The sequence below is a fragment of the Streptomyces sp. SCPE 10 genome (assembly GCF_051980735.1).
Taxonomy (GTDB): domain Bacteria; phylum Actinomycetota; class Actinomycetes; order Streptomycetales; family Streptomycetaceae; genus Streptomyces; species Streptomyces misionensis.
Window position 1 is genome coordinate 39,365 of record NZ_CP197069.1, and the last position, 26,742, is coordinate 66,106.

24 protein-coding genes and 7 pseudogenes are annotated in these 26,742 nt (G+C 70.7%); 12 read left to right on the forward strand and 19 right to left on the reverse strand.

The features are described from left to right. Positions 1-202: 202 nt before the first annotated feature. From ACSP97_RS00145 to ACSP97_RS00160, 4 genes and pseudogenes are all read right to left on the reverse strand, one after another. Positions 203-340: pseudogene (locus ACSP97_RS00145) on the reverse strand (IS5/IS1182 family transposase); the annotation flags it as partial. 13 nt (positions 341-353) lie between these two features. Beyond that, complete coding sequence (locus tag ACSP97_RS00150; protein ID WP_440556005.1) at positions 354-1,391, reverse strand: aldo/keto reductase; 1,038 nt, start codon at positions 1,389-1,391, stop codon at positions 354-356. Positions 1,392-1,424: 33 nt separating this feature from the next. Next, positions 1,425-2,591, reverse strand: a complete 1,167-nt coding sequence (locus tag ACSP97_RS00155; protein WP_364734164.1) for a winged helix DNA-binding domain-containing protein — start codon at positions 2,589-2,591, stop codon at positions 1,425-1,427. Positions 2,592-2,733: 142 nt separating this feature from the next. Beyond that, positions 2,734-3,198, reverse strand: coding sequence for a VOC family protein (locus tag ACSP97_RS00160; RefSeq protein WP_355330751.1), 465 nt, complete (start codon positions 3,196-3,198; stop codon positions 2,734-2,736). A 102-nt stretch (positions 3,199-3,300) separates the two neighbouring features. On the opposite strand from ACSP97_RS00160, the gene ACSP97_RS00165 reads away from it, so the two are divergent. Further along, positions 3,301-4,287 carry a helix-turn-helix transcriptional regulator gene (locus ACSP97_RS00165; RefSeq protein ID WP_440556006.1) on the forward strand — a complete coding sequence of 329 codons (987 nt, stop codon included), beginning with the start codon at positions 3,301-3,303 and terminating at the stop codon, positions 4,285-4,287. A gap of 13 nt (positions 4,288-4,300) precedes the next feature. Beyond that, positions 4,301-4,522, forward strand: a pseudogene (locus ACSP97_RS00170) (IS1380 family transposase); the annotation flags it as partial. Between the two features lie 264 nt (positions 4,523-4,786). Here ACSP97_RS00170 and ACSP97_RS00175 read toward each other — a convergent pair. Continuing rightward, positions 4,787-5,611 (reverse strand): LysR family transcriptional regulator, encoded by an 825-nt coding sequence (locus ACSP97_RS00175; protein WP_440556007.1) that lies wholly within the window; start codon positions 5,609-5,611, stop codon positions 4,787-4,789. 111 nt (positions 5,612-5,722) lie between these two features. Here ACSP97_RS00175 and ACSP97_RS00180 point away from each other — a divergent pair, with 111 nt between their 5' ends. Beyond that, positions 5,723-6,811: an alcohol dehydrogenase catalytic domain-containing protein gene (locus tag ACSP97_RS00180; protein ID WP_440556008.1), complete on the forward strand. Its 1,089-nt coding sequence runs from the start codon at positions 5,723-5,725 to the stop codon at positions 6,809-6,811. A gap of 400 nt (positions 6,812-7,211) precedes the next feature. On the opposite strand, the gene ACSP97_RS00185 is transcribed toward ACSP97_RS00180, so the two are convergent. Beyond that, positions 7,212-7,445 (reverse strand): hypothetical protein, encoded by a 234-nt coding sequence (locus ACSP97_RS00185; RefSeq protein WP_382077747.1) that lies wholly within the window; start codon positions 7,443-7,445, stop codon positions 7,212-7,214. A gap of 267 nt (positions 7,446-7,712) precedes the next feature. Continuing rightward, a pseudogene (locus tag ACSP97_RS00190) lies at positions 7,713-8,421 on the reverse strand (DUF4232 domain-containing protein). 208 nt (positions 8,422-8,629) lie between these two features. Here ACSP97_RS00190 and ACSP97_RS00195 point away from each other — a divergent pair. Then, a pseudogene (locus ACSP97_RS00195) lies at positions 8,630-8,985 on the forward strand (winged helix-turn-helix transcriptional regulator). A 259-nt stretch (positions 8,986-9,244) separates the two neighbouring features. Next, positions 9,245-10,111, forward strand: a complete 867-nt coding sequence (locus ACSP97_RS00200) for a helix-turn-helix transcriptional regulator (protein ID WP_440556009.1) — start codon at positions 9,245-9,247, stop codon at positions 10,109-10,111. 576 nt (positions 10,112-10,687) lie between these two features. Here the strand turns inward: ACSP97_RS00200 and ACSP97_RS00205 are convergent. The 5 genes from ACSP97_RS00205 to ACSP97_RS00225 form a co-directional block, all read right to left on the reverse strand. Beyond that, positions 10,688-11,605, reverse strand: a complete 918-nt coding sequence (locus ACSP97_RS00205) for an NADP-dependent oxidoreductase (RefSeq protein WP_355330771.1) — start codon at positions 11,603-11,605, stop codon at positions 10,688-10,690. A gap of 25 nt (positions 11,606-11,630) precedes the next feature. Next, on the reverse strand, positions 11,631-12,056 hold the full coding sequence (locus tag ACSP97_RS00210; protein ID WP_440556010.1) for an ester cyclase: 426 nt from the start codon (positions 12,054-12,056) through the stop codon (positions 11,631-11,633). Then, positions 12,053-12,997 (reverse strand): SDR family NAD(P)-dependent oxidoreductase, encoded by a 945-nt coding sequence (locus tag ACSP97_RS00215; RefSeq protein ID WP_435642253.1) that lies wholly within the window; start codon positions 12,995-12,997, stop codon positions 12,053-12,055. Before ACSP97_RS00215 ends, ACSP97_RS00210 begins: the two co-directional genes overlap by 4 nt. Next, positions 12,997-13,278, reverse strand: coding sequence for a hypothetical protein (locus ACSP97_RS00220; RefSeq protein ID WP_440556011.1), 282 nt, complete (start codon positions 13,276-13,278; stop codon positions 12,997-12,999). Before ACSP97_RS00220 ends, ACSP97_RS00215 begins: the two co-directional genes overlap by 1 nt. 199 nt (positions 13,279-13,477) lie before the next feature. Continuing rightward, on the reverse strand, positions 13,478-13,882 hold the full coding sequence (locus ACSP97_RS00225; RefSeq protein ID WP_440556012.1) for a hypothetical protein: 405 nt from the start codon (positions 13,880-13,882) through the stop codon (positions 13,478-13,480). Positions 13,883-13,993: 111 nt separating this feature from the next. On the opposite strand from ACSP97_RS00225, the gene ACSP97_RS00230 reads away from it, so the two are divergent. Both ACSP97_RS00230 and ACSP97_RS00235 read left to right on the forward strand, forming a co-directional pair. After that, positions 13,994-14,515 (forward strand): hypothetical protein, encoded by a 522-nt coding sequence (locus ACSP97_RS00230; RefSeq protein ID WP_440556013.1) that lies wholly within the window; start codon positions 13,994-13,996, stop codon positions 14,513-14,515. Positions 14,516-14,517: 2 nt separating this feature from the next. Next, on the forward strand, positions 14,518-15,288 hold the full coding sequence (locus tag ACSP97_RS00235) for a transposase family protein (RefSeq protein ID WP_440556014.1): 771 nt from the start codon (positions 14,518-14,520) through the stop codon (positions 15,286-15,288). A gap of 57 nt (positions 15,289-15,345) precedes the next feature. Here ACSP97_RS00235 and ACSP97_RS00240 read toward each other — a convergent pair whose 3' ends face one another. From ACSP97_RS00240 to ACSP97_RS00250, 3 genes are read right to left on the reverse strand one after another with little or no spacing between them, the layout of a single operon-like run. Next, a complete protein-coding gene (locus ACSP97_RS00240; RefSeq protein WP_440556015.1) occupies positions 15,346-16,254 on the reverse strand; it encodes an alpha/beta hydrolase family protein in 909 nt (302 codons plus the stop codon). 1 nt (position 16,255) lies between these two features. After that, on the reverse strand, positions 16,256-16,885 hold the full coding sequence (locus tag ACSP97_RS00245; protein ID WP_440556016.1) for an SDR family NAD(P)-dependent oxidoreductase: 630 nt from the start codon (positions 16,883-16,885) through the stop codon (positions 16,256-16,258). Continuing rightward, on the reverse strand, positions 16,875-17,291 hold the full coding sequence (locus ACSP97_RS00250; protein ID WP_440556017.1) for an ester cyclase: 417 nt from the start codon (positions 17,289-17,291) through the stop codon (positions 16,875-16,877). The genes ACSP97_RS00245 and ACSP97_RS00250 overlap by 11 nt, the downstream gene beginning before the upstream one ends. Before the next feature lie 71 nt (positions 17,292-17,362). Here ACSP97_RS00250 and ACSP97_RS00255 point away from each other — a divergent pair. Both ACSP97_RS00255 and ACSP97_RS00260 read left to right on the forward strand, forming a co-directional pair. Then, positions 17,363-18,219, forward strand: a pseudogene (locus ACSP97_RS00255) (LysR family transcriptional regulator). 106 nt (positions 18,220-18,325) lie between these two features. Next, complete coding sequence (locus ACSP97_RS00260) at positions 18,326-18,832, forward strand: hypothetical protein (RefSeq protein ID WP_440556018.1); 507 nt, start codon at positions 18,326-18,328, stop codon at positions 18,830-18,832. A gap of 240 nt (positions 18,833-19,072) precedes the next feature. Here ACSP97_RS00260 and ACSP97_RS00265 read toward each other — a convergent pair whose 3' ends face one another. Then, on the reverse strand, positions 19,073-20,014 hold the full coding sequence (locus ACSP97_RS00265; protein ID WP_440556019.1) for an alpha/beta hydrolase: 942 nt from the start codon (positions 20,012-20,014) through the stop codon (positions 19,073-19,075). Between the two features lie 129 nt (positions 20,015-20,143). Between ACSP97_RS00265 and ACSP97_RS00270 the strand changes: the two genes are divergently transcribed. Then, a complete protein-coding gene (locus ACSP97_RS00270) occupies positions 20,144-21,133 on the forward strand; it encodes a GlxA family transcriptional regulator (protein WP_440556020.1) in 990 nt (329 codons plus the stop codon). Between the two features lie 161 nt (positions 21,134-21,294). Continuing rightward, on the forward strand, positions 21,295-21,564 hold the full coding sequence (locus ACSP97_RS00275; protein WP_388312828.1) for a hypothetical protein: 270 nt from the start codon (positions 21,295-21,297) through the stop codon (positions 21,562-21,564). Here ACSP97_RS00275 and ACSP97_RS00280 read toward each other — a convergent pair. Both ACSP97_RS00280 and ACSP97_RS00285 read right to left on the reverse strand, forming a co-directional pair. After that, positions 21,543-21,810: pseudogene (locus ACSP97_RS00280) on the reverse strand (hypothetical protein). The gene ACSP97_RS00275 and the pseudogene ACSP97_RS00280 sit on opposite strands and share 22 nt — an antisense overlap. Positions 21,811-22,009: 199 nt before the next feature. After that, entirely contained in the window at positions 22,010-22,948 is a 939-nt protein-coding gene (locus tag ACSP97_RS00285) for a cupin domain-containing protein (protein ID WP_440556021.1), read from the reverse strand. Positions 22,949-23,052: 104 nt separating this feature from the next. Here ACSP97_RS00285 and ACSP97_RS00290 point away from each other — a divergent pair. Further along, a pseudogene (locus tag ACSP97_RS00290) lies at positions 23,053-23,976 on the forward strand (MBL fold metallo-hydrolase); the annotation flags it as partial. On the opposite strand, the gene ACSP97_RS00295 reads toward ACSP97_RS00290, so the two are convergent. After that, positions 23,965-26,703 carry an AAA family ATPase gene (locus tag ACSP97_RS00295; protein WP_440556022.1) on the reverse strand — a complete coding sequence of 913 codons (2,739 nt, stop codon included), beginning with the start codon at positions 26,701-26,703 and terminating at the stop codon, positions 23,965-23,967. The pseudogene ACSP97_RS00290 and the gene ACSP97_RS00295 sit on opposite strands and share 12 nt — an antisense overlap. Positions 26,704-26,742: the final 39 nt, after the last annotated feature.

Sequence of the window (26,742 nt, forward strand, 5' to 3'; positions counted from 1 at the left end):
CCCGCAACGCGTAGCCACGCCCTGCCAGGGCGCGCCCCAGTAGGGTCTGACATGGTCAGAAGGCCATGGCATGGGCGGTGGCCCCGCCTCCGGTCGCGGCAGGATCCTTTCTGACCCTGGACACACATCCCTTCGTCGGTGCGGGCGATCGCCGCCAGGCTGAGGCCACCTGTTTCGCCCCCGATCTTGTCGCCGCCGACAAGGCCGACGCCTGCTGTAGCCCGAAGCAGGGCGGCACAGCGCGCCAGGCGCCGCCGCTGGCCAGGACGTAGACGATCGCAGCGAACAGCGGCTCATCAGTCGTGTTCTGCCTGCCGCCACCCTGTGGCCGCACTCTCGACCGTAGGAGAGGTTCAAAGAACGCCGCGCTCTGCGGGAGGACGGCGTCGCAGCGCCGGTGTCTGGATCGCCGGGGGGCGATACTCGATGTCCGTGACGCCGATGTCGGCACCGGGCGGTGCGATCGCGTCGATCGCGTCGAGGACGTCGTCGCTGAGGGAATGCTCGGTACCAGCAAGGAGGTCCTCAAGCTGGTCCATGGTGCGCGGTCCGATGATCGCGGAGGTGACACCGGGATGCGCAACCACGAAGGCGAGAGCCATGTGAGTGAGTGACATGCCCGCGTCGTCGGCCACGGTGAGGAGTTTTTCGACCGCCGCATGCTTGTCCCGGTCCGTCATGTGGCGTGGTCCCCATTTCTGGCGCTCGGGCGAAAGGGGCGTCTGCCCACTGCCGCTGTACTTGCCGGTGAGCAGCCCCCACGACAGCGGGCTCCAGGTCAGCACGCCCATGCCGTATTTCGCGCAGACGGGCAGGATCTCCCGCTCGACCCCCCTCGCGAGGATCGAATATGAGGGTTGTTCGGTGTGCAGGGCTGCCAACCCACGGCGTTGCGAGATCCAGTGCGCCTCGACGATGTCGGAGGCGAGGAAGCTGGACGAGCCGATCACTCGTACCTTGCCGCTGGTGACGAGGTCGGTGAGGGCGCTGAGGGTTTCCTCCATGTCGGTGTCCGCGTCGAAGTGGTGGATCTGGTAAAGGTCGATGTGGTCGACGCCCAGCCGCCGCAGTGACCCTTCGACGGCGGCGACGATCCATCGGCGGGAAGCGCCGCGGTGGTTGGGGTCGTCGCTCATGGGGCCGCTGAACTTCGTCGCGAGGACGACCTCGTCGCGGCGGCCGACGAGCGCGGCGCCCACTATCCTCTCCGTCTCGCCCGCACCACCGTAGACGTCAGCCGTGTCGAGGAAGTTGATGCCGCCGTCGAGAGCCCGGTGGATGATGCGCCGGCAGTCGGCGGGATCCGGGTTCCCCGCCGGTCCGAACATCATGGTGCCAAGACAGTAGGGACTTACCCGGATACCGGTGCGTCCCAGGGTCCGTGTTTTCACTGAAAATTTCCTTCGGGATACGGAACGTGGTGGTCAGGGCGTGGCGGTGCGCATGGCCGGCGAGCGGTAGCCGGTCGGACTGCGGACTCCCGCCAGCCAGGTGGTGAGCCGAGCGGCCTGGGTGTCCAGCGAGCTGCGCTCTTCGTCGGACACCGGCTCGAGCAGGCGCACCCGTACGGTCGCGTCCGCGTCCTGGATCCAGCAGCCGACGATCCGCCCGCCCGCCCAGGCGGTCGTACCGGCGTTGCCCCGGGTGTCGAAGAGGGCTTCTTGGTGTGGGCCGAGGTAGAAACCGCGGCCTTTCCAACCCATGACGGTGGGATCCAACGGCGGCAGGATCGCGGTCCACGGTCCTGGGTCGGGCACCCGGTCGAGATCGTCGGGCAACAGCCACCCGAGCGCGGGGCCGTCGAGGGACACTGCGACGGCCCCCAGCTCGGCGAGGGCGGTGCGGACCGTCTTCTTGGTGGCGCCGAGCCACCACACGATGTCCTCCTCGGTTCCGGGGCCGAAGGCGCGGAGCCAGCGCCGGACGATGGCACGGTATCCCTCGGAAGGCTCTACGGCGGCGACCGAACCGCCCAGCCAGCGCGAGGGCAGGGTCCACAGGGGCCGTGTCGTCGGGAACCGTCCCGTGCAGGGACCGCGCACGATGGAGCCCTGCGCCCCGAGAAGGTTGAGGATCTGGGGCGTAGACCACTGCTCCCCGCTCCTGCCGGGGACGGCGATATCGATGTGTGCGACAGCCTTGCGCAGCTGCGCTGCGGACAGGGCCGACGGACTGCGCGCGAGCGCCGCCTCGACGTCCGCCCGTGCCTTTTCGAGCCAGGCCACACCGTCGGTTGCGGCACCGGCCCGCTCCAAGTCGCGGATCATTCGCGCACGCTCGGCGGCGGCCACGCGTGCCGCCGCACTGGACATGACGGCAGGCAGCAGGTCACGGGGAAAGGCGAACAGGGTGCGGCGCATCGCGAGCTGCTTGATGAGGGTCCGGTCCTCGTACAGTGCCCGGTCGACGTCGGCGGGTGTGGTGTCCCTGGTCCGTGCCCACACCGCGAGGTGCACCGAGGGAGCGTCGGTGGCGTGCAGAGCGACCACCGCGCGGGCGGCGTCCTCGGGCCCCCGCGCCCAGGACGCGGGAACGAGCGCGTGCCGGATCGCCAGACGCGCGCGTCGCTCGCTGTCGGGGACGTGACGCATGGTCCCTCCTCCGGTATGGCTGCGTATGGTGCCGGTGTGGCCGGACGCGTCCGGCCACACCGGACGAGGGGCCTGTCGTGGTGCGGGCGCGAGACGGCGCCACGACAGCGGGGCGACTGCTCCGCGGAGCAGTCGCGGGTGCTCATGCCGCAGGGACGGAGGCCACGTCCAGGCTCCAGGTAACCCCGAAACGGTCGGTGAGCATGCCGAAGCCCTCGCTCCAGGCCGAGGCGGCCAGGGGCTCGACGATCGAGGAGCCGTGGGACAGCTTCTTCCAGTACGCCTCGACCTCTTCGAAGCTCTCACCGCGCACCGAGACGAAGAACGGCTGCGTGGTGATCGTGGTGCCGTTCTCCCGGCGGGTCGGGCTGGCGGCTTCGACCGGCTTCTCGCTCTGGCCCGGAATGTCATACGCCATGACACGGAACCCCTCGGCTGTCTCGACCTGGCCGAAGACCACCCCGTCGGCACCCGGAAGGTCCTTCGGCATACCGAGGTCGCCGTACGTGGTGATGGTAACTTCCCCGCCGAAGGCGCTGGCGTAGAACTCCAGGGCCGCACGGGCCTGGCCGCGGAAGTTCAGGTGGGGGGTCGTCTTGATGCTCACAGCTGCTCCTCGCACACGTGGTGGCCGGCTTGGTCCGGCACCGCTGACTCTGACAGCCGTGTAGGACAGTTTTTGTCCCAGACTCGGCTTACTCTCGCAGACATGGCGACGACTACTACTTCCCGGCTGCTCAACCTGCTGTCGCTATTGCAAACCAGGCGTGACTGGCCGGGCACCGTCCTGGCCGAGCGACTGGGCATCAGCCACCGCACGGTGCGGCGGGACATCGACCGGCTCCGAGAGATGGGCTACCGCATCCAGACGACCATGGGTCCCGACGGCGGTTACCGTCTCGATGCCGGCACGGAACTGCCCCCTCTGCTGTTCGACGACGAACAGGCGGTCGCCCTGGCCGTGGCCCTGCAAGCCGCCACCCCGACCGGAGCGGGTATCGAGGAGGCCGCTGTGCGGGCACTGACCACCATCCGCCAGGTCCTGCCCGCCCGTCTGCGGCACCAGGTCGACCGGCTTACGTTCGAGACGGTCCCCCGGCCCGGCGACGGGCCGGCCGCCAGCCTCTCCCCGCGACTGCTCCTCGCCCTCTCCCGTGCCGTCCACGCCCGCGAAGTGCTCCGCTTCGACTACGCCTCCCACCGCCCCGGCCGGGAACCCGAGCCGCCGCGCCGGGTCGAGCCTCACCACCTCGTGACGTCCCACGGGCGCTGGTACCTGGTGGCATGGGACCTCGATCGTGACGACTGGCGTCTCTTCCGCGCCGACCGCATGACCCCGCGCACCCCGACTGGGCCCCGCTTCACACCCCGGGAGGTCCCCGGCGGCAGCGCCCGGGACTTCGTCTCCGCGCGCTTCAAGGGCTCTGAGCGAACCGATGCCTGGCCGTGCGTGGGCACCGTCGTTCTGCAGCGGCCCGCCGCCGCCGTCGCCCCATTCGCCGGCGACGGCACCGTGGAGGATCTCGGCCCCTACCAGTGCCGCTACACCGTGGGGTCGTGGTCCTGGATTGCGCTGGCCGCCTCCCTCAACCGCTTCGACGCCGACATCACGGTCGTCGGCCCGCCAGAGCTCACCGAGGCGTTCGCCCGGCTCGCAGCCCGCAACACTGCGACAGCGACTGGCGGTTCGCGTTGAAGAAGGCCCCACCATAAGGCTGCTCGTCCGCAAGGAACGACCGCATTCCTTGGGCCCAGCTGAGAATCACCGACGCGGCATGCGGATCACCTGCTTCGCCACCAACACCATCGCCCGGCCGATCGCCGAGCCGGAGCTGCGTCACCGGTTGCGGGCCGGGGCCGAGGACCGGATCCGGGCCGCCCGCGCCACCGGCCTGCGAAACCTGCCCTTCCAGACCACAACGCAGAAAGAGTCCGTCGCGGACGGGTCACGATTCACGCGTCGCCGACAGGCGTCGCCGGACGCCGCGTCGGCGAGCGGTCCATGCCCGGATGGTTGGCCGGTCGGCTGCCAGGCTCCGCACCTCCACCGCTGGTGGCCGGCGCCGAACGGGCGCCGCAGGCCGAGGCAGGGACAGGCGGGAAGGCGCTGGTGCTCCCGGCCGCGAGGCGCCGCAGGGGCAGGGTGCGCTCGTCGAGCCGTGACCAGGTGATGTTCCATGCCCGGCCCGGTCGGATCAGTCATTCGGATGACGTTGAAACCTCGGGGGCGTCATAGATGTCGGCATCAACGACGTAGCTGGCATTTTCACTCCGGGTGGCAGCACCGGGGCGAGCCGGGCCGGCACCGTCGTCACTCCTTGACCGCTCGCGACGAGCTGAAGCTTCGTCAGCCAGTCGCGCGTGGAGTGGACGATGCGCGGCCGTCCGGGCAGGCCCGGCCAGACACCGAGCAGCGGCTCGGAGCTCGACGACGGGGTGGAGATCCATGCGGCGTCGACCAATTCGTCGATGTGCACCGCCATGCGGCCGGCGAACTGTCCGGTCGAAGGGACCGCCACCACGAGTTCGGTGTCCTCGACGGTCTCGAGGTGAAGGCGCGGCGACTCACTGTCCAGTGGCCGGTGGGGCGGGCGCGAGGTCAGCACGGCCAGGTCCACTGAGCCCGCCCGCAGCGCACGGATCAGGGCGGGGGTGGTGCCGTCCCGCGTCGTGACCGTGATGTGCGGGTCGGTCTGCGCGAGCCGTCCGAGCGCGGCGGGCAGGACCACCCCGAGCCGCACCTGCTTGGTCCGCGGGACGGTGCCGGCCAGGTCGTGCTCGGCCGCCGCGACGGCGTCCAGGATCGTGCGGGCGTGCCGGAGCAGGGCCTGGCCCGCGGCGGTGAGTCGTACCCCGTCCGAGCGGCGTTCGAAGAGGTCGGCGCCCGCGCTTCGTTCGAGGGAGGCGGCCTGGCGCGAGATCGCCGACTGTGTATAGCCGAGCCGGGCAGCTGCCGCGGTGAAGCTTCCAAACTCCGCGATCTGCCGAAGGACCCGCAGGCCCGCGCTGGAGATGCCCATGCGATACAGGCATACCAGGGATGCCCGATCAGCGCTTCCCGCATGGCTGCGAGGGTCCTAACGTCGATCCCGAGAACACGGACGAACACCGACGAAGACGGAGGCGATCAGGTGCGAGCAGCGGTCCTGACGCAGTTCGGCACCCCGCTCACGGTGCGGGAGGTGCCCGATCCCGAAGCCAGAGGCGGTGAGGTGCTGGTCGAAGTACTCGCCACGTGTGTGCTGCCCTACGCGGCTGAGGTCTTCAGCGGTGAGCGGAACTATCCCCTCGTCCCTCCGGTCGTACCGGGGCTCGGCGGTGTGGGACGGGTTGTCCATGTCGGCCCGGACGCCACCCGGCTGCACGCCGGTGATCTGGTGTGGTGCGATGCGACGGTACGTTCCCGGGATGACGCCCTGACGCCCGACATCACCCTCCAGGGCTGGAGCTCACGCGGTGACGGCGGCGCCAGACTCGCCCGGTGCCTGCACGACGGGTCGTTCGCCGAACTCATGCGGGTGCCGACGGAGAACGTCCACCCCCTGCCTTCCGCGGCGGGGGACGACCCTGCCCGCTGGGCCGCGCTCGGCGTGCACACGATCCCCTACGGCGGGCTGCTGGCGGGCCGGCTCTCAGCCGGCGAGACACTGCTCGTCAGCGGGGCCACCGGCAACCTCGGCAGCAGCGCGGTCGCGGTCGCCCTCGCGATGGGGGCGGGCCGGGTGGTCACCCCGGGCCGGAACCGGGCCGCACTGGACCTGCTCACCGACCGGTTCGGCCCGCGGGTGCGCCCGGTCCGGTCGACCGGGGACGAGTCCGCCGACCGCGCGGCGATGTCCGCAGCGGCCGACGGCCCGATCGACATGGTGATCGACCTGCTCCCGCCGAGCGCCCCCAGCTCGGCGGCGCGCGCCGCGGCCATGACCGTGCGCGAGTACGGCCGCGTCGTCCTCATGGGCGGCGTCGGCATGCTCGGCGGCGCCGACCTGGCCCTCCCCTATCCGTGGATCATGCGCAACTCGGTCACCGTGCGCGGCCAGTGGATGTACCCACGCACCGCGAACGTCGGGATGATCCGGCTCGTCGCCTCGGGCGCGCTCGACCTCGCCCCCGAACGGGTCCGGACCTTCCCACTCGATGCCGTCAACGACGCCATCGCCCATGCCGCCGCACACGGCGGCCCGTTCGACCGCACCATCCTCGTCCCACCCGCCGGCTGACAAGACCGACCGGTCCCCCGTCCCGGTCGCGTAGTCGACGACACCGGACGCGGCGGTGCAGGACTTCGCGCGTGCCACAGAGCCCTGGCACATCGAATGTGTCGTCCTCCCGGAGGCATTCCACCTTCTACCTGCGAACTCGCCCTCGGCCGAGGCCGAACGGCGCCTACCGTGCCGGGGCCGCCCTCTCCAGCGCCCCTGGGGACCGACTCACCCCGGAACAGCGCCGCCGCTTCCGCAAGACCGTGACGGCCTTCGTCGAGGACCTGCGCACCGGCCGCTTCCGCGCCGGCCTCCGCATCAAGCGTGTCCAACGCGCACCGGGCGTCTATGAGTTCACCTGGTCCATGGGCACCGGCCCCGCGGGCCGCGCAACGTGGGAGTACGGGGCGCCGATAGTTCACGGCGAGCAGCACATCGTCTGGCGCCGCATCGGCACCCACGACATCCTCACCGGGCCCAGACGATGCTGCTCCGGGCGTGGTAGCACCGGCAGGCGCTCCTGGAGTCTGATGCCGGGGCGGCGGGGATCGAAGCCGCTGCGGCGGGCGAAGGCCGGCCACCGAGGATCGCCGTGCTTGCCCCCGGTCGCGGACAGCTCGTAGGAGCGGACCTGCTCGTAGATCAGCAGCACCCGCTCGATGTGGCTTCAACAGCCCGTGAGCGCCACCGAGTCCGGCTCGATGTCATCGTCCGAGCAGTCGAAGCCGCCGGCGTTTCTCCGGGACGCCGGGAGCGCGCGGTTCGAGTCCACGCAGCGCAGAAGCAGTCAGGAATCCGCCGCCATCCGGACCTGGCTACGGCACCTGTGACTGGGCTCGCCTCGGGCCGGGCAGTCCTCCGCGTTCGCCGACGCCCCGCGCCTTCGTGCACCGCTGGGGCGTCGGGCCGGGCTCTACGGTCAGCCGCCCTGGCCTGCGCTGCCCACCGGGCCGACCGTCACCTGGGAGGTGGTTCCGTCCGTGACGGGCAGCGTGGCGGCGCCGGGCCACTTGAGGGTGACCGTCTTGGTCTCGTTCGGCGGCGTCACCAGCAGCCCTGTGATGCGGACGCCGGAGCCGCCCGTGTCGTTGGACGGGTAGTGGATGCCGAAGGCGATCGACTGCCCGTTCTTCAGGATGGACCAGGTGGCCTTCTCCCCCGTGCGCTTCGCGGACAGCGAGCCTTCCCTGAGCTGCAGGTCGACGCCGGCGTAGCCCGAGATCGTGCAGTCCCGGCCACCGTGGTTCTTCATCGTCACCGCGACAGTGCGGTCGGGGTCGCCGTCGATGGTGTTGTCCGCCGCCGTGATCCCCAGATCGTCGGCATGGCACCAGGCGGTTGCCGGTCCCGCCTGCCACGCCGGATCCGCTGCTGGCGGCCGTGCCCTGCACGGAGGAACCCTTGCCCGACGAGCCGTTCCCCGCCGAGCCCGCGCCGTCGAAGTCCTGCGCGCCGCCGCCCTGACCGGAGCCGCTGCCCCCTCCCGTCCCGCCGTCCTGGGAAGAGGCGGTGGCCGCGGCCGACGAGCCGCTCTGTCCCGTCGTGCCGCCGTCGTCGTTCTGGCAGGCGGTGAGCGACCGGCTCGCGGCGACGGCCAGAGCGGCGAAGGTGAGCTTGTGAACGCGCATCGGTTTTTCCTCGGATCGGTTGCGGGCATCGGCCGCTCGGTAACTCTCCCGCACGCCTCCACGTGAGTCGGTGGGAACCGGTGCCGACGTTCGTTTCTGATCAGCAGGACCGCTCGGTCACGGCGAGCCGTTCCCCCGAACACCCCTGGATACGAGCCTGTTACGCACGCCGTGGCGCAACGTTGGCCACCACTGGCCGCGCCGCCCCTTGCCACCTGCCGACTGCCCGGCGCGTCTGGCGGTCGAGCTCATAGCCGACAAGTGGACGGTGGTCGTGCTCGCCGGCCTCAGCAGGGCCCGGTGCGCCATGGCGAGCTGATCGAGTTGATCGGCGGCATCTCCCGCAAGGTGCTCACCCAGACGGTCCGACGGCTGGAGGCGCACGGACTCGTCCGCCGCCACGCCTACGCCGAGGTCCCGCCCCGCGTCGAGTACGAACTCACCCCGCTCGGGGCGACGCTGATCGAACCGATCCATGCGCTGACCGAGTGGGCGAGGGCGAACGGTGACGCAGTGCTCGACGCGCTCGACGCCGATCCCGAGCCGGTTGCCCAGAGCGACTGAGACCCCCGCCAGGGCAGCGACCTGCTGACGGACGGCAGGCGGGGGCCGGTCGTGGGCGCAGCCGGACCCGGCATCCCGCCAAGCTGGACCTGCCTGATGATCTACGCCGGGGTCATCGGCCGCCGACCGGCACGAGTACCCGACCCGCTCGACACACCAGACCCGTGACCTGCGCTTCACGATGCACACCGCTCAATGCGCTGAGGGTGGTGACAGCGTCCCCTGCCTCGACGCGGCAAGCCGGACCACAATGGCCGGTATGGATCTGGCTGCATTCGGTGAGTTTCTGAGGTCGCGACGCGATCGCATCCGCCCGGGCGAGGTGGGGCTCCCTGAGTCGACGCGACGCCGGGTGCCTGGGCTGCGCCGCGACGAGGTGGCTGTCTTGGCCGGCGCCTCGGTCGACTACTACAACCAGTTGGAGCAGGGCCGGGGCGCGCAGCCGTCCGAGCAGATGGTGGCCGCGCTCGCGCGGGCTCTGCGGCTGACGGAGGACGAGCGAGCGCACGTGTACCTTCTGGCCGGGCGCCCGCTGCCACCGCGGCACGGGCCGTCGGCGCACGTCCACCCCGGGATGCTCGATCTGCTCGAACGCCTGCCGACCACCCCGGCGGCCGTGATCACCGACTTGCACGCGACGTTGGTACAGAACCGCCTCGCTGCCGCGCTGCTCGGACCGATCCCCAGGAAGAAAGGCGTCGAGACCAGCTTCGTGTACCGCTGGTTCACCGACCCTGAGGCCCGGCTGCGGTACCACCCCGACGAACACGATCACCAGTCACGAGTCTTCGTGGCCGACCTGCGAGCGGTCTCGGCCCGCCGCGGCGGCGACAGTGAGGTGCGCGGACTGATCCGGCGGCTGGTCTCGGCGAGCAGCGAGTTCGCGGACCTGTGGGCTCATCAGGAGGTCGCCGTACGGCGGGCCGACCGAAAAAGGCTGATGCACCCGGAGCTCGGCGCGATCGAACTCGATTGCCTCAGCCTGCTGAGTGAGGATGGTTCGCAGCGGCTGCTGTGGTTCACCGCCCCGGCGGGCGGCGACTCGGCGGAGAAGCTGAAACTCCTCGCCGTCCTGGGCAGCCAGGACATCGAGGCCGCGAAGCAGAGCGGGTCGACTCTTCGCTGAGCGTGGCGTTCTGGTCGCCCGGTCCACCGCGGCCCACGCCTGGGGCGCACACCCGCGTAGGCTCCGCAACCGTGCACGAGCTGCATCGCGTCCGTCCCGACTGCGGCCGCGGCCGCGGCCGCGACGGAACCGCTGCCGCGGTCAGCGCAATGTGTCCGTCCACTGGCGCGAGCGGGGTCTCCTCTGCCACACCGTACTCGGCGCAGTGCCCCGGCAGGCGACGACGTTTGCCCGCCAGGAAGCGGCGTCCGGTGCGTGCTCTGCGGGCGCCTTCTGCCCGAAGAGCTCGGGGAAGTGCCGGGCGTCGCGACGGGGCGCACGTTGCCTGCCGGGGCGGTAGATTCCGTAGCCGCGAATCGAACGTGCCGAGCGTCCCCGCCACCGGCGTGCCTACGGCGATGGGGACCCCGGCTCCTGCCGGGCCCCGGCCAGCCGTGTCACGGGCCGATCACCTGGCCCAGTCCCTTCCATGCCCTTCGACCAGAGCACCGGCTTCGGCACAGCCGTTGGCGGCCCAGAAAAAGAGGGGGAAGCCGTCGGGACGAGGGAGTCCCTCGTCCCGACGGCTGCGGTGCGTCACGGCTGGACGATGACCTTGCCCTTGGCGTGGCCCTGGGCGAGGTAGTCGAACGCGTCCGCAGCATCACTGAGCGGGACCGTGCGGTCGACGACGATGTCGAAGCCTTCGTTCGCCACTGCGACGACCTTCGCCAATCGCTCGGGGTCGGAAGCGTGGAAGACGAACTCGGCGCGGAGCCCGCGAGCGGCGGCACGCTCGAAGTCCGGCGGGACGGGGAGGCTGACCAGCAGACCACCCGGCTTGAGGACATCGAGCGACCGAGCCTCGGTCTCACCACCGACCGAGTCGACGACGACATCGACGTCGGATACTGCGGTCCAAAAGTCGACGCGGGTGTAGTCGATGATCTCATCGGCCCCGAGCTTTCGGACGATCTCGGCAGCAGCACTGGACGCGGTGGTCACCACGTGTGCACCAGCGCGACGGGCCAGCTGGATGACGAAGCTGCCGACGCCGCCGGCGCCTGCGTGCACGAGCACCTTCTGGCCGGACTTCAGCTCCGCGATCTCGGTGACTGCCTGCCATGCGGTCGCCGCGGCGGTGGCCAGGCCGGCGGCGGCGTGGAGCGGGATCGTGGTCGGCGCTGCCACCAGACTCGCCGCCGGGACCACAGCGTATTGCGCGACCGCTCCACCGGCGGTCGGGTCGGTGCGGGTGATCACCGCGTCACCGATGCTCCAGCCCGTCACATCGGATCCGACTCGCTCTACCGTACCCGCCAGATCGGTGCCCACGGTCGAGGGGAAGACGATCGGGAAATAATCCTGGACGTGGCCCGCGCCGATCTTGACGTCGAGCGGGTTCAGGGCCGCCCCCGCGACCCGGACCAGGACCTCGCCCGGCCCGGGGACCGGCTCGGGAACATCGGTGACGACCGGGCTGCGGCCGTATGCGGTGTACTGCAATGCCTTCATGGATGTGCTCTCTCGTGTCGTTGCTTCAGTGGGCGGGCGAGGCGTCGACCTGCCGGAACCAATCGAGCCAGTCCTCCAGGTGCCAGGTGCGGACGATGCGTCCGTCGACCAGTTCGTGGAACTCGTGGATCCGGACCTGGAACTTTTGCCCGGTCGCCGGGACGCCGAAGGTCTCGCCGCTGTGCACGCCGCGCATCTCGCCGCGCACGCCGACGAACCCGTTGCCGTCGGGGCCGCGGCCGTCGACGATCTGGTGGACCACGATGCGGAAGTCGCCGAAGGCCTCGCCGATGCCCTTGATCAGCGGGACGGCGCCGGCTCGGCCGGGGACCTGGCCCGGACCCAGCGGGATGTCGTCCCAGTCGTCGGCGACGATGTCGTCGAGGAGCTCGGGCTTGCCGCTGAACGCCGCGTAGAAGGTTCCGATCAGGTCCTCGATGGTGCGTGTCATCGCTTCTCCTCAATGGTGGTGGTGGGCACGGCGACCGTGAGGAGGTCGTCGATGCCCAGTCGTCGGAAGAACGTGAGTTGCTTGGTTGCTCGCACGGCGTCGAGCTCCTCGACCCCCTTGCGCTGGGCGTCGACCACGACCCGGCGGGGGCGCTTGCTCCGGGGTTGTTCGAGCACTTCGACCAGAGCCCGGCCGACGGACTCCACCTGCGCGGGTGAGCCGTCGTCCGCGAGGTCGATGGCGTGCAGACGCTCGGGGATCTGCGCGGCCCGGTCCGGCAGGCCGGCGTACTGGGTGACGACGGCCGCGTCCGCAGGCGGGTTGCTGTGCGCGAAGTGTTCGGTACCTTCGGTGAAGGCGCCCGGTACGACGATCACGGTGTCGATGCCCAGAGGTGCCACTTCCAGGCCCATCGACTCGGCGAGGAACTCGCCCGCGGCCTTGCTGGCGATGTAGGTCGCCATGAACGGCTCGGCGAGGTGGGCGGTCGTGCTGCTGATGTAGGCCAGCGTCCCCGAGCCCTGGCGGCGCATCACCGGGAGCACCGCGCGGTTGACCCGCAGCCAGGAGACCGCGTTGGTGTCGAGGATCCGCAGGAACTGATCCGGGGTGAACCCCTCGGCGACGCCGGCCATCAGCATGCCGGCGTTGTTGACCACGACGTCGATCCGCCCGTACTCGCCAAGGACGACGTCCACGGCGCTACGGCAGCCGAATTCGGACAGCACATCCAGTTCGAGCGCCGTCAGGCGCACGTTCTCGGCGGATGCGAGCTCGCGCAGAGCCTCGGCCCGCCGGCTGTTGCGTCCGTCCAGGTCGCGCATCCCGGCGTATACGATGTGACCTGCGCGAGCGAGCTCCACCGCAACGGCGCGGCCGATACCGCTGCCGGCCCCGGTGACGATGACGACGAGGCGGTCGGATTTCTCGGTGGTGGGCATCAGGCGATTCCTCCAGTGGTTCTGATGACCTGGCCCTCGACCCGCCCCGGGGCGGGAGAGGCCAGGTAGGCGACGAGGCCCGCGAGATCTACGGCGTCGAGCTGCCCCGGGGCGAATGCCCTGCCCCCGGCGGCTTCGGCGGCGACGACGTCGCCGGCAGCCGCCTCGCCGCGGAGGTGGCCGACGAGCGCGGTGCGCCCCGCGTTCGCCAGGCCCTCCGCGGCCGCCCGCCCGATTCCCCCTGATGCGCCGGTGACGCTCGCCACCTGATGGGGCTTCACGGCTGTTGCGCCTTTCTGCCGGTCCCGAACTTGCGGAATCAACAGTCGGCTGCGGCGGGCCGTGCGAGAAGGCGTGGCTCACACTGGTGACGGCATCACCACCCTTGTTCGTCGCAGCTCATGGCGAGAGCGTCACGACTGCCGAACCGCTCGACGATGGATCGATCCGGTCCGTGCTACGTGCCTCGGGCGGTCGGCGTCACGCGGACCGGCCCAGCGTCCGCAGCGCCAGCCGGCCGCACAACGCGGCGAGCGGCAGCTCGGCGCCGAGCGCCATGGCGACCGCGGTGGCGAAGTTACCGCCCGGGGCCGCGGTCGTGGTGTCGAACCAGTCGTCCACCACAGGCAGCGTCGCGGTCGCGGTGGCTGGCAGGGCGTGCCGACGGTCGCCGCGGGCGGCGAGGAGGCCGGTGGCGATCAGGCCCAGCGCCTCCAGCGCGTCGAGCCCGACCCAGGCCAGCGGCCAGTGCGCCGCGGTCGCGGTGGCCGGCAGGCCGGTGGCCAGGACGTACAGCCACGGCAGCAGGGCGAGCCCGCAGGCGACCAGCAGCCACCCGGCCCGCCGCATGCCCCGCGCGGGGCGCGGCTCCTCCGGCTCTGGCACCGGATCGGGACCCACAGCATCCTGGACCGTCCCCTGGCCGAAGGCCATCTTGCCGGGCAGGGGGCGCCGGTTGGCTGGCTGATCGTCCCGATGACCAGGAGGGTGCACAGAGTGGCAGCGAGCAAGACCGTGACCGAGTCGGATCAACTGAAGTCGTTGATCATCAGCACCGCGTCGGCGCTCTGGGAGGACAAGGACGCGCTGGGCAAGTTCCTCAGCGTCGTCCGGCGCAGCAAGACCTTCGCCCCGCTCGCCGACACGCTGGAGCGGTCCGAGGTCCGGCCCGCGAAGCCCTCCATATCAGTCGGCGGGGCCGGGGACTTCGTCAGCACGTGCACCGGAGCCGAGGGTTCGCCGCGGGGCCGGAGGCGCCGCCGCGTGAGCGCCGAGGACGCCACGGGCCCGCAGCTCCTCCACATCGGGCAGACGGACTCCGGGGAGGGCGTCGAGCAGGTCGGCCTGGGCGGCGCGGATACTGTGCGGGGCCTGAGGGCCGGCGCCAAGAGTGCGACGGGCAGTCACGCGGTCATCGTACGGGGACTGGGACACCATCAGGCCCCCTACGCGGGCGGCGAGTTCGGCAACGGGGCTCTAAAGGGCGTTGCACAAGGCCGTGAGCTGGGCATCTCTTAGGTATGGCCGCGGTGTTACGTGCTGAACGAGTGTGGGTGGAGACGTTCACGGGGCTGCGGATGACGCAGTTTTCGGGTCTGTTGAAGGTGGTGCGGGAGCGGGGCGGCAACGGCACTTTGCGGGGCCGGCCGTGGTCGTTGCCGCTGGGCGAGCGGGTCTTGATGGTCGCGGTGTACTACCGAACGAACCTGACCATGCGGCAGCTGGGCCCGCTGTTCGGCGTCTCGTCCTCCACGGTGTGCCGTGTGATCCAGCGGCTGGGACCGTTGCTCGCCCTGGAGCCCGTCTCCCGCCCCTCTGACGCCCCAGAGCGGATGTGGATCGTGGACGGCACGCTCACCCCGGTGCGCGACCGTGGCGTGGGCGCCTCCTCCCGTAACTACCGGTTCTCGGCGAACGTGCAGGTCATCGTGGATGCCGAGACCCGCCTCGTGGTGGCAGCAGCCCGGCCAGTGCCCGGCAACACCGCCGATGCCAGGGCATGGCGGGACTCGGGTCTGGCCGAGCACTGCCGCGGCGTGACTGTGCTCGGCGACGGCGCCTATATCAGCACGGGTCTGGTCGTCCCGCATCGCAAACGCCCCGGACGAGCACTACTGAAAGGCGAGGAAGAGGACAACGCCGCCCACCGCAAGGTCCGCGCACGCGTCGAGCACGTCTTCTCCCGGATGAAGAACTACAAGATCCTCCGCGACTGCCGGCAGCGCGGCGACAACCTCCATCAAGCAGTCCAGGCGGTGGCCCGCATGCACAACCTCGCCCTCGCCGCATGATCGCCCAGACCAACAGCCCGCCTCAGGTTGCTTGATCACGGCCTTGTGCAACACCCTTTAGCCTATGTGGCCGGCAAGCCACTCCAGAATGCGGTCCGGGTCTTTCTGGAAGTGCAGGTATCCTTCCCAGCGGCGCGTGGTGCCGTGGATCCAGAACAGCTCCTTCGGCACGTCGGAGGGGATGCCGTCGAACATGGACTGGACATCGGCTGGCCGCGTCATGAGGTCGTCGTGAACCTGGTAGACGAGCGTCGGCACCCGGACACTGCCGGCCGCGCCGGTCTCGACCGGGGACATCTCGTCGAGGCCGAAGCCGGTGCGGAGTCTGATCAGCCGGTCCAGCTCCTCCATCCGCTCGGCCGGGATGCGGCGCCGCTCGAGCGTTCGCTCCAGAACCGCGCGCGGCGACAGCGGCTGGCACGCGACCAGGCAGCAGACGTCCGTGAACTCCTGCGGGGCCCGCTGCATCGCGAACAGCGTGGCGTTGGCGCCCAGGCAGCGGCTGAACAGCGCGATCCGCGCCCCGCGCAGGTCAGGACGCGACCGCGCATACCGCAGGGACCCGACGACGTCGCGCGACTCGAATCTCCCGCTGGTGGTCACGCCACCGTTGGCGGCGCCGCTGAGGCCGAAGTTGCGCAGGTCGTAGGCGAGGACGTGGTAGCCGGCGGCGTGCAGGAGCGCGATGTCCGGCACCAAGTCGACCTCGATGTCATTGCCGGTCTCGCCGTTGACCGACCGCCAGGGCTCCAGGTGGGACGGCAGCCCCGAACGGCTGAAGAACCGTGGATGGTTGACGATCACGATCCGGTCGGAGCCGGGGGCCGGCACGAACCAGCCTTCGAGTGGAATGCCGTCCTCGGAGGGGAACGTGACGTCCTCGAAGTCCAGCCCGTGCTCGGCGGGGGAGTGCAGCACGGGCGAGCGTGGCGAGGTGCTGAAACGGTCGGCGATGGCTTCGAGCATGTCAGGCTCCCGTACGTGTCATGCCGCCGTCGACGTGCAGGATCTGGCCGGTGATGAAGTCGGCGTCGTCGGAGGCGAGGAAGCCCAGGGCGTTACCGAGGTCCGCCGCGACCGTCTGACGCTTGATGGTCTGCAGGGCCGTCACACGGGTGAACACCTCGTCGATTGTCGGGCCGCCCGGCCGGGCTCGACCCAGGAAGCCCTGGGTCGCCACCAGGCCGGGTGCTATCGCGTTGACCGTGATGCCGCTGTCGCCGAGTTCGTTGGCGAGCGCCCGGGTCAGCACGTGCACGGTGCCCTTGCTGGTCATGTACGCGAGGTCGCGGTTCTGGGTCAGGGTGATGCCCGAGCCGGTATTGAGGAAGATGCCGGCATTGTTGACGAGGATGTCGCAGCGCCCGTATCGGTCGAGGACCGTGCTGGTCACGGCGTCGACCTGCGACGGCTCACTGATATCGCACATCAGTCCCAGCTTGTCGCCGCCGCCCGTCAGCTCTCTCACGGCGTCCACCGGGTCGTCGATGTCGACGGCGACCACGTGCGCGCCGTCCGCGGCGAGCCGCCGGCAGTATGCGTATCCGATGCCTCGGGCTGCCCCAGTCACCGCCGCTGTCTTTCCGTCAAGCGCCACGAGTGAACTCCAGTCCGATCTGGGTGGCGATCGAGAAGTAGTCCTCCAGGTGCCAGGTCCGCACGATGCGGCCGTCGACCACCTGGTGGAAGTCGGCCGCCCAGAACTCGACCTCGCGGCCGGTGCCCTCGACGCCGAGCAGCTCGCCGGTGTGCTTCCCGCGGCTGACCGTCCGCACTGCGACCATGTTCCGGTTCACGACGACGTGCTCGATCTCGACGGTCAGGTCACCGAACACGTCACGAAGGTGAGCGATGTTCGCCTTCCATCCCTCTGGGCCGGCCCCGGCGCGCAGGGCCGGGACGGCCTCCCAGCCGGCGGCGAGGGCCTCATCGACCAGCGCGCTGTCACCGGTGGAGAGTGCCTCGTAGAAACGCCGGACCGCGATTTCCTTGTCGTTTGCCATGAATCTCACGGTAGGGACGCGGAGTCTCGGTCAGCAAAGACCTGTTCCGGAACACGTCATACCGTTCAGGCATGACAGATCTCGACATTCGGCTGGTGCGCTATTTCACCACCGTCGCGTCACATCTGCACTACGGCCGAGCCGCGGCCGAGCTGCACATCGCGCAGCCGTCGCTGAGCCGGCAGATCAGCCAACTCGAGGTCCAGGTGGGTGCGCGGCTTTTCGACCGGACGCGACAAGGCACGCGGCTCACCGAAGCGGGAGAGGCATTCCTCCCCCACGCACGCGCCTTGGTGCGCTCGGCCCGGCAGGCCACGGCGCCGCGCGGCCTACCCGGATCACCGTCGGCTACACCGCGGGCCTGATCGTCACTCCGGTGGTGCGGAACCTGCGGCACAAACACCCCGACGCCGATGTACGCACGTTGCACCTGAAGTGGAACGAGCCGCGCCAAGCCCTGCTCGACCGGCGGGTCGACGCGGCGGTCACCCGGCTACCGCTGCAGACCGACGGCCTGGACGTGACGGTCCTCTACGACGAGCCGAAGATGCTGCTCGTACCGGTCGGGCACCGACTGGTGGGCAAGGAGTCGGTCATGCTCGACGACATCGAGGGCGAGCCGATCCCCCGCTTCCCGGATCCGGAATGGGACGCGTACTGGCGCATCGACCCGCGGCCGGGAGGCCGCCCCGCACCCGACGGACCCTCGGTCGAAACCATCGAGGACAAGCTCGAATACGTAGCCGCCGGGCAGGCCGTGGCCATCGTCCCGGCCGCCCTGCACACCGGCGGCACCCGACCCGACCTCACCAGCATCCCGCTGCACGGCGTCGAACCGAGCCACATCGTCGTGGCGGCCCGAGCCGCGGACAACAGCCGACTGGTGGCCGGGTTCCGCATGTCGGCCGTGACTGCCTTGCGCGGTTGATCACCTCAGAGGCTTGTTGATCCGCTGCAGCTTGCGGCCTTTCTCCATACTCGCCGGCCGGACGAACGCGCTCGCTCGACGTCCCATCAACATCGACCGCGCCCTGGTGAACGACCCCACCGTCCTTCTGGTCGACGAATCCACCAGGGCCCCCGACCACGAACGCGGCGTCGCCGTCCTCGACCTCATCACCCGCCTCACCCACCACCAGGCCACCGCCACCGTCCTGGTCACCCACGACCGCACCCACCTCGCCACCGTCGACAAGATCGCCGAAGTCCACTTCGGCGTCCCGGTCGACCTCCCGATCGACGGCCCGCCGGGCAAGCTGCGGCAGCCGGCCGTTAAACGCGCCGACGACTTGCTCCACTACGGACAAGTCCGTGACTACATTCGGCGGTGTAGTCCTCTACGGGCTTGGCCATGTCCGTGGCGTACAGAGGCTGCGCCGGGCGGGCAGGCCACCGGGCCGAAGACCTCGGCCTGTCCATGCAGTAGAGCCAAGGCGGCGATGACTTGGCCGCCGTCTGCGAGCATCACCGCCACATCCACACGATCCCGCCCGAGTCGTGCCCGGTGCCGCGTGGCCGCAGGCGGCGCAGCGCGTCGGTGAACGCGGCGGTCAGGCCGGTGGCCTCAGCGAGATCGGCTGGCTGACGCCACTCGGCATGGCTGACCGCCCCGTGCCGTCGGCCGAGACGACCAGCTTGGGGGCGAGCCGATGGTGTGCACAGGGAAAGTGCCCTCCTGCTGGCACGACAGAGACCTTCGACAGGCCTCATCTCCCCAGTTCAGAAGGGACTTTCGCGTTTCCGGCCAGGATACGGACAGTGCGGCACGTGAAACCCGCAGATCAGGGGTGCAGGGCGTCGTGTAGGGCGCGTACTTGGTCGGCCAGGCTGCGTTCGCTGATGCGGGCGGGGGGGAAGAGGATGTCGAAGCCGTGGACGGCGCCGGGTACTTGGACGAGTTCGGTGGTGACGCCGGCGGCGGACAGGCGTGCGGCGTAGTCGCGGCCCTCGTCGCGCAGTGGGTCGATCTCCGCCACGGCGATGTAGGTGGGCGGCAGTGCGCCAAGGTCCGTGGCGCGGATCGGGGAGGCGTAGGGGTGGAGGTGGGTGTCCTTGGCGTAGTACTGCCAGGCCAGTTCCATCGCGCCCCGGTTGAGGACGGGGGTGTCGGTGAACTCGCGCGCCGAGGCTGAGGTCAGGCTGCCGTCCACGCCCGGGTAGGTCAGCAGCTGGAAGAGGATGTGCGGGCCTGCCTGGTCGCGGGCGCGCAGCACGGTGGAGGCGGCGATGTTGCCGCCGGCGCTGCCACCGGCCACGGCGATGCGTGCCCGGTCGCCGCCGAGTTCGGCCGGGTTGGCGGCGATCCAGAGCAGGGCGGCGTAGGCGTCGTCGGCCGCGGCGGGGTAGGGGTGTTCGGGGGCGAGGCGGTAGTCGACGGATACGACGACGGCCCGGGCGTCGCGGGCGTAGCGCAGGGAGCGTCCCTCCTCGGCCTCGGGGGATCCGTAGGTGAAGGCGCCGCCGTGGATGTAGAGGATCACGGGCAGGACTTCGGTGGTGTCGGGCCGGTAGACGCGCAGCCGCAGGTCTCCCCCTGCGGGACCGGGGATGTGCAGGTCCCGCACCGTGACCTGGTCGTCGGCGGGGGTGTCGGGGTAGGCGCGCAGGAGTGCGTAGCGCTGGGGGTCGGCGAGGACGGCGTCGAGGCCGTAGACGGGGAAGATACCGGTGTCGGCGGTATCCAGCAGGGTCTGGATCTCGGGGTCGACTGCGGGGACGGGCATGGCTGGATGGCACCTTCCGGGTGCGGACCGGGTCGTGCCCGGTGCTGGTGTGCGGAACTGATCTCAGTCTCTGCCGATCTCCAGCGGCGCAGAAGTGGCCCTGGGGCCACCATCTGAAACTATTGGGCCATGACCGTTGCGACACCTCATCATGTGGCCGTTCTCGCCCTCGCGCCGGTGGTGGCCTTCGACCTCAGTATCCCGGCCCAGATGCTGACCGGGGTCGAGACCCGGGCGGGACAGGCGGCCTATGAGGTGCGCACCCTGTCCCCGGACGGCTCGCCGGTGCCGACGGTGAACGGGTACGGCGTCACGCCCCAGGGCGACCTGTCCCTGCTGGAGCACGCCGACACGGTGATCGTCGCGGGGACCCGCTGCCCGGACGTGGTGGAGAAGGGAGCGGTGGACGCCGGTGTCGCGGAGGCGTTGCGTGCGGCCCGGCAGCGCGCCCGGCTGGTGTCCTTGTGCACCGGCTCGTTCGTCCTCGCGGCGGCCGGCCTGCTGGACGGCGGCCGGGCCGCGACCCACTGGCGTTATGCCCAGCAATTCAGGCGGCTCTTCCCCACGGTCGACCTCGACATCAACCCGTTGTACGTCGCCGATCGCGGGATCCTGACCTCGGCGGGCGGTGCGGCGGCCATCGATCTGTGCCTGCACCTGATCCGGGAGGATCACGGCAGTTCCGTGGCGAACCGCGTGGCCCGGTACAACGTCGTCGCGCCGATGCGGGAAGGCGGGCAGGCTCAGTACATCGAGCACCCGGTCCGCGAGGAGGCGGGGACCTCGACAGCCGACGCACGGGCGCTGATGACGCAGCACCTCGACCAGCGGCTCTCCCTCAAGGACCTCGCTGCGCAGTGCCACATGAGCGTGCGGACGTTCACCCGGCGGTTCCGGCAGGAGACCGGGCTCTCCCCCGCCGCCTGGCTCACCTCCGCCCGCCTGAAGCACGCGCGCCATCTGCTGGAATCCACCGATCTACCCGTGGACGACATCGCCACCAAAGCCGGCCTCGGCAGCGGGACGAACCTGCGCAAACACATGCGCAACACTCTGAACACCACCCCCATCGCCTACCGCAGGGCGTTCCGCTCCTCCCTCGCCACGCACACGCAGTAGGACCGTGCCTCGCCGACCTCCATGCCTGCCACCTCGTACGACACGCACCACCGCGCGGGTCGGCGAGAGACGGCAGATGCGACGCTCCCCATGCGGCGCCTCAGGCATGACCCCAGCGGCCTGCCCCGCCCCTGTCGCGTCCCTGTCCTGAGAGCCGACCGTTGGGCCGGGCCGCCTGCGGCCCGGTACAGGGCGAGCGCCGGCAGGGCGTCAGGGGCAGGCCCAAGCGGCAGGGGTTGCAGAAGGACCTGCGGGCCCTCGCGGCCGACATCCGCGCCGCTGCCGAGGGCCGGTACGACAGCGCGGAGCCCGGGTGGCGCTCCGGTGTCGAGTGGGCGCTGCTGCGGATCGAGAACACCGCCGGCCAACTGACCGAGGGCAAGCCGGGCGCCGGGGCCAGCGACCGAGGTCAAGGCGTGTCACCGGAGTAGTAGAAGCGGCACACCACACCCGGGCCGCCCAAGGGGCGCGAGGCGTCGGCGCGCGGGTCGCACAGCGCCCGGCCACCGGGCCACCGCCCCAGCGGTCATCAGGGCTGCGCCGTCGTCTATCTCTTCCGGCCGCCAGCCCGTGATGTCGAGCAGCAGCCCGTCCAGCGGGCTGCCGACCAGTATGGCGTACGTCTGGTGCGGCAGCGGGTGGGAGTCGTCATGGTCACAGCAGGCCCGGCCATACATCTGGCGCTTGATCACAGCGGTACCTTCATCCGGCGGGAGCATTCCGTCTCACCCCTTGGCGGGGCTCAGCGCCCGCAGGACAGCACCAGGGATGCCGGCGATCTGCGTCCCGGCTCGGCCGCCGTGCCGACGGCGGGTGCGGCGCGGCGGGCCCGGCCGCCGTCGGCTCCGGTCAAGCCGCCTGACCAGGTTCCTGCTGTCAGTTTGTTCCGGCGTCAGCGGATCGTCCCGCGGCCTGGGCTCGATACCGGCCCGGTGTGGTGCCGAACTCCCTTTGGAAGGCGTGTGAGAGCGCGTACGGGCTGCCATAGCCGACTCGGCCGGCGATGGTGGCCAGGGTGTCCGAGGTGTCGCGGAGCAGGGTGGCGGCGCGGATCACGCGCCACCAGGTGAGGTACGCCATCGGAGGGCGGCCGACCAGGGTGGTGAACCGGCGCGCCAGGGTGGGACGAGAGACGCCCGCCTCCGCCGCCAGACGGTCATTGCTCCACGGTGCGGCCGGGTCCGAATGCAGCGCCCGCAGGGCGGCGGCCACCACCGGGTCGCCCAGTACGCGGGGCCAGGCTCCGCTGGGGGCCTCGGTCATCCAGGCACGGATCATGTAGACGAGGAGGAGGTCGAGCAGACTCGGGAGCGCCACGCAGGAGCCGGGTCGTATCTCATCCAGCTCACCGGCGAGCAGATCGATGGCGGCACGAAGTTCGAGGTGGCTGCCTACTCGGCTGGGAAGGTGGACGACCTCAGGCAGCTCTGCCATGAGCGGATGCATGCGGCTGCAGTCGAGCCAGTACTTGCCGCAGAGCACCTCTGTCTCGCAGCTGTCGGGCTGGGTTCGCGGCTCTGTCTCCACAAGCCATTGTTCGAACGGCACCGCCTTCTTCTTCGCTGCCACCGCATCGACCGGGAAATCGGCGATGACATGGCCTGTGCCATGGGGAAGCAACACCGCGTCCCCCACACCGAGAGGTAGGGGGGCGCTGCTGTCGGTCAGTAGCCAGCAGTGGCCTTTGAGGACGACGTAGAAGCCCGCGCCGTCGTACGGGTCCAGTCGCGCGCACCAGCTCCCGCTTGTCCGCAACCGGTGGGACCAGGGGTGCCCGAGGTGCACGGCGGAGATCGCATCGCTCACCACATCCATCCGTCCAGGGTATGTGCCGTATGAATGATGAGACGCGTTCGTATTTTTTCGAGCCGGATGCATATCGAGACGGTCGTTCGACCTTTCTTAAGGTCGATCCCGTGATGAACGAGAACGAGAGTGCGCAAAGCATGGTGCTGGGAGACGTCGAGGTCATCCGGGTCGTCGAGTGGCACCAGCCGTTCCTGCCTACCTCCGGCATGTTCCCGGGAGCTACCGCCGATGTGTGGAAGGACAACGAGGACTGGCTGGCACCGGACCACTGGGAGCCGGACAGCGACTTGGCGGTGCTTGCTCTGCAGAGCTGGGTGCTGCGCAGCGCGGGCCGGACCGTCCTGGTCGACACCGGAGCGGGAAACGGGCGCGAGCGACCGGGCATGGGACCGTTCCACCACGCCCAGAGTGATTTCCTCGGCCTCCTGGCGAGGGCCGGTGTCCGCCCGCAGGATGTCGACGTCGTCGTCAACACCCACCTCCACGTCGACCACGTCGGCTGGAACACCGTCGACGCGGACGGGCAGTGGGTACCGGCGTTCCCCAACGCGCAATACCTCATTCCGGCCGCCGACGACTTCCACTACGGTCCGGACAACGCGTACGGAAACGACGCGCAGCAGGTCGACCGCCTGATCTACGAAGACAGCATCGCGCCCATCCACCAGGCCGGACAGGCCGTGCTGTGGGAGGGCCTCCACCGCATCGACGAACACCTCACCCTCGAGTCCGCGCCCGGTCACACTCCCGGCTCATCCGTGCTGCGACTCGCATCGGGCAGCGACCGGGCAGTCTTCGTCGGAGATCTGCTGCACAGCCCGGTGCAGATCCTGCACCCCTGCTGCAACAGCAACGCCTGCCTGGCCCCGGAACAAGCGGTGGCCAACCGCCGCCGGGTTCTCGGGCGGGCGGCTGACGAACGGGAACTGCTCGTTCCCGCGCACTTCGGCGGCGCAGGAGCCCTGGAAGTACGACGGAACAGTGACAGGTTCGCCCTCGGCCCATGGGCAACAGCCGGCCCCTCACCGGCGGCCCTCGATGAGGTCGCGCAGTTGGGAGCGGGCGGTGATGCCGAGCTTGGGGTAACTGCGGTAGAGGTGCGAGCTGACCGTGCGCGGGGAGAGGAAGAGCTTCTCGCCGATCTCCCGGTTGGTCAGCCCGTCGGCGGCAAGCCTGACGATCTGCTGCTGTTGCGGGGAGAGTTCGGCGAGCGCGTCGGGGGCGGCGGGGGTGACGTCGAGGCCGGCGGCGCGTGACTCGGTGCGGGCGCGCTCGGTCCACGGGCGCGCGCCCAGGCGCCGGAAGATCTCCAGGGCTTCGGCGAGCGGCACGCGCGCCTCCGTGATGCGGCGCCGTCGCCGTAGCCACTCGGCGAAGTCCAGCAGGGTCTGGGCGCGTTCGAAGGGCCAGTGTCTCAGCACGGGGTCGGCCAGGGCCGCCCGAAAGTACGGCTCGGCGTTTCGGGGGCCGGCCAGCAGGCCACGCGCCCGGTTGATCAGTGCGCGCAGGCGGGGCGAGACGTCGCCGGCGAGGGTGCGTGCGGCACGTTCGACGATCGCGGCGGCCTCCGCGTGCCGGTCGGCCCGCACCGCTGCGGCGGCCAGCTCCGCCAGGGCCGGGTAGGAGGCGTGGTAGTGCACCGGCACGCCATCTGCCGTGAAGATCGTTCGGAGTTGCTCGAACGCCGTCTCGTGGGCGCCCTCCGCCAGGGCAGCGGCGCCGAGCGCGCGGCGGGCGAAGACGTACACCGAACGGCTCTCCAGCGGGTCGATCAGGGCGAGCGCTTCCTCGGCCCGGGCGCGGGCGGCCGTCGGATCGCCCTGGTAGGCCAGCACAGCGGCGTCCACCGCGGCCGCGCACGCCACGGCGTGATCCAGGCCGGCCGCCGCACCGACCGCGCTGCCGCGGGCGCAGGCCTCCCGAGCCCGCTCCCATCTGCCCAGTTCCACATAGCTCCAGGCGGCCGCGCCGCCCAGGCCGTCCGGCAGCGCTTCGCGCGACCCCCAGCGGTCGAAAGCCTCGTCGAAGGCGAGGACGGCCCGCGGGGTCTCGTCGAGCAGCCAGGCCATGACACCGTAGGCGGTGAGCCGGTCGGGGTGGCTGCGCGCCTCGGCGGCGACCCGCGGGAGTCGAGCGAGGAGTTCGGCGCGGTCGTCGAAGGGGTCGGACACGGCCCGCACCCAGGTGCGCAGCCATGCGCGTGTGGCGTCCTCGCGCAGCCCGCGCAGCGCGGCCTCGATGCGGTCCTTCTGGGAGTCCTGACCGGAGTAGTAGCGGACCACGGCCGCGCCGGCCAGGACGTCCAGCGCAGTGGACGGCTCGACGGGTGCCAACTCCTCCGCAGCGTCCAGCAGTTGAGGGAAGGCCGCGCTGTGGCGCACGGTCAGTACGGTCAGTCGTCCGACCTGTGCCGCGGCTTCGGCGAGGAGGGAGGCGTCGTCGGTGCGGGCCGTTGCCGCAGTCGCCAGTTCCACGACCCAGGCGAGGTCACCGGTGAGCGCTGCCTCCGCGGCGGCCTCGACGAGCAGCCGGGCACTGTCCCCGGAGCGCGGCGAGAGATCGGCGGCACGTTGCAGGGCCTTGGCCGCCGCCGCGTGGCCGCCGCGGCGACGGGCCCGGTCGGCCGTCCGCTTCAGCTCCCCGGACACGGCCGCGTCCGGGTGCGTGGCCGCGGCGGCGACATGCCAGGCACGCCGGTCGGGCTCGTCCCACAGCGACTGGGCGAGCACCAGATGGGCCTCGCGCCGGGCGTCGAGGGACGCGCCGTGGTACACGGCGGAGCGGGCGAGGGGATGACTGAACCGCAGGTCGCGCCCGGTGCTCCGGATCAGACCGGCCCGCTCGGCAGGCGGCCATGCCGCGTCCGCGGCGTCCGGCACCGCGGCGGAGACGGCGAGCGCGGAGTCGACGCTGTCCATGGCGGCCAGAAGCAGCAGGGCCCGCCTGGTGGGGGCGGGCAGGTCGTCCAGGCGGGCCGCGAAGATCCGCTCCAGGTGGGCGGTGAGCGGGAGCGGGCCCGCGGGCGGCGACGTCGCGGCCGGCCCGGGTGCGGCGGCGGCCTTCGCCAGTTCGACCAGTGCGAGGGGGTTGCCCTCGGCCTGGTCGAGGATCCGCGTCCTGGTCCAGCCGGTGGGTCTGTGCGGCTGCAGATCAAGCAGCCGGCCGGCCGCGGCGTCGTCGAGCGGTCCCAGAGTGAGCGTGGGCACGTGCCGCTCGAAGCCCGGGAGGTGATCGCCGACGCGGGCCGTGACCAGCATCGTGACCGGCTCGCCCGCGAGGCGCCGGGCGGCGAAGGAGAGGACGTCCATGGAGGCGCGGTCGAACCACTGGGCGTCGTCGAGCGCGACGAGCACGGGCGCGCGCGTTCCCTGGGCGGAGAGCACGCTCAAAACGGCGACACCGAGCAGCATGAGGTCGCAGTCCGCCGTGGCCGGGCCCGCGCCGAAGGCGCCGTGCAGCGCCGCACGCTGCCGCTCAGGCAGCCCGTCGATGTCGGCCGACACGGGCCGCAGCAACTGGTGCAGGGCGGAGAACGCCAGGTTCGATTCCGATTCGCTGCCCCGGGCGCGCAGGACCCGGGCGCCGCCCGCTTCGGCCCGCCGTACCGCGCGGTCGAGCAGCGTGCTCTTGCCCATGCCCACGTCGCCGAGGAGCAGCAGGACGGGGTCGTCCGTGACCGGGTTCAGCGCGCGGAAAAGGTTTGCCAGTTCCGCGTCCCGGCCCACGATCTGCTCTCCCTCGTCTCCCTCGCGCGCTTCCACGAAGTCAGGCTACAAGTGGCCCGGCCCGTGCACGGAGGG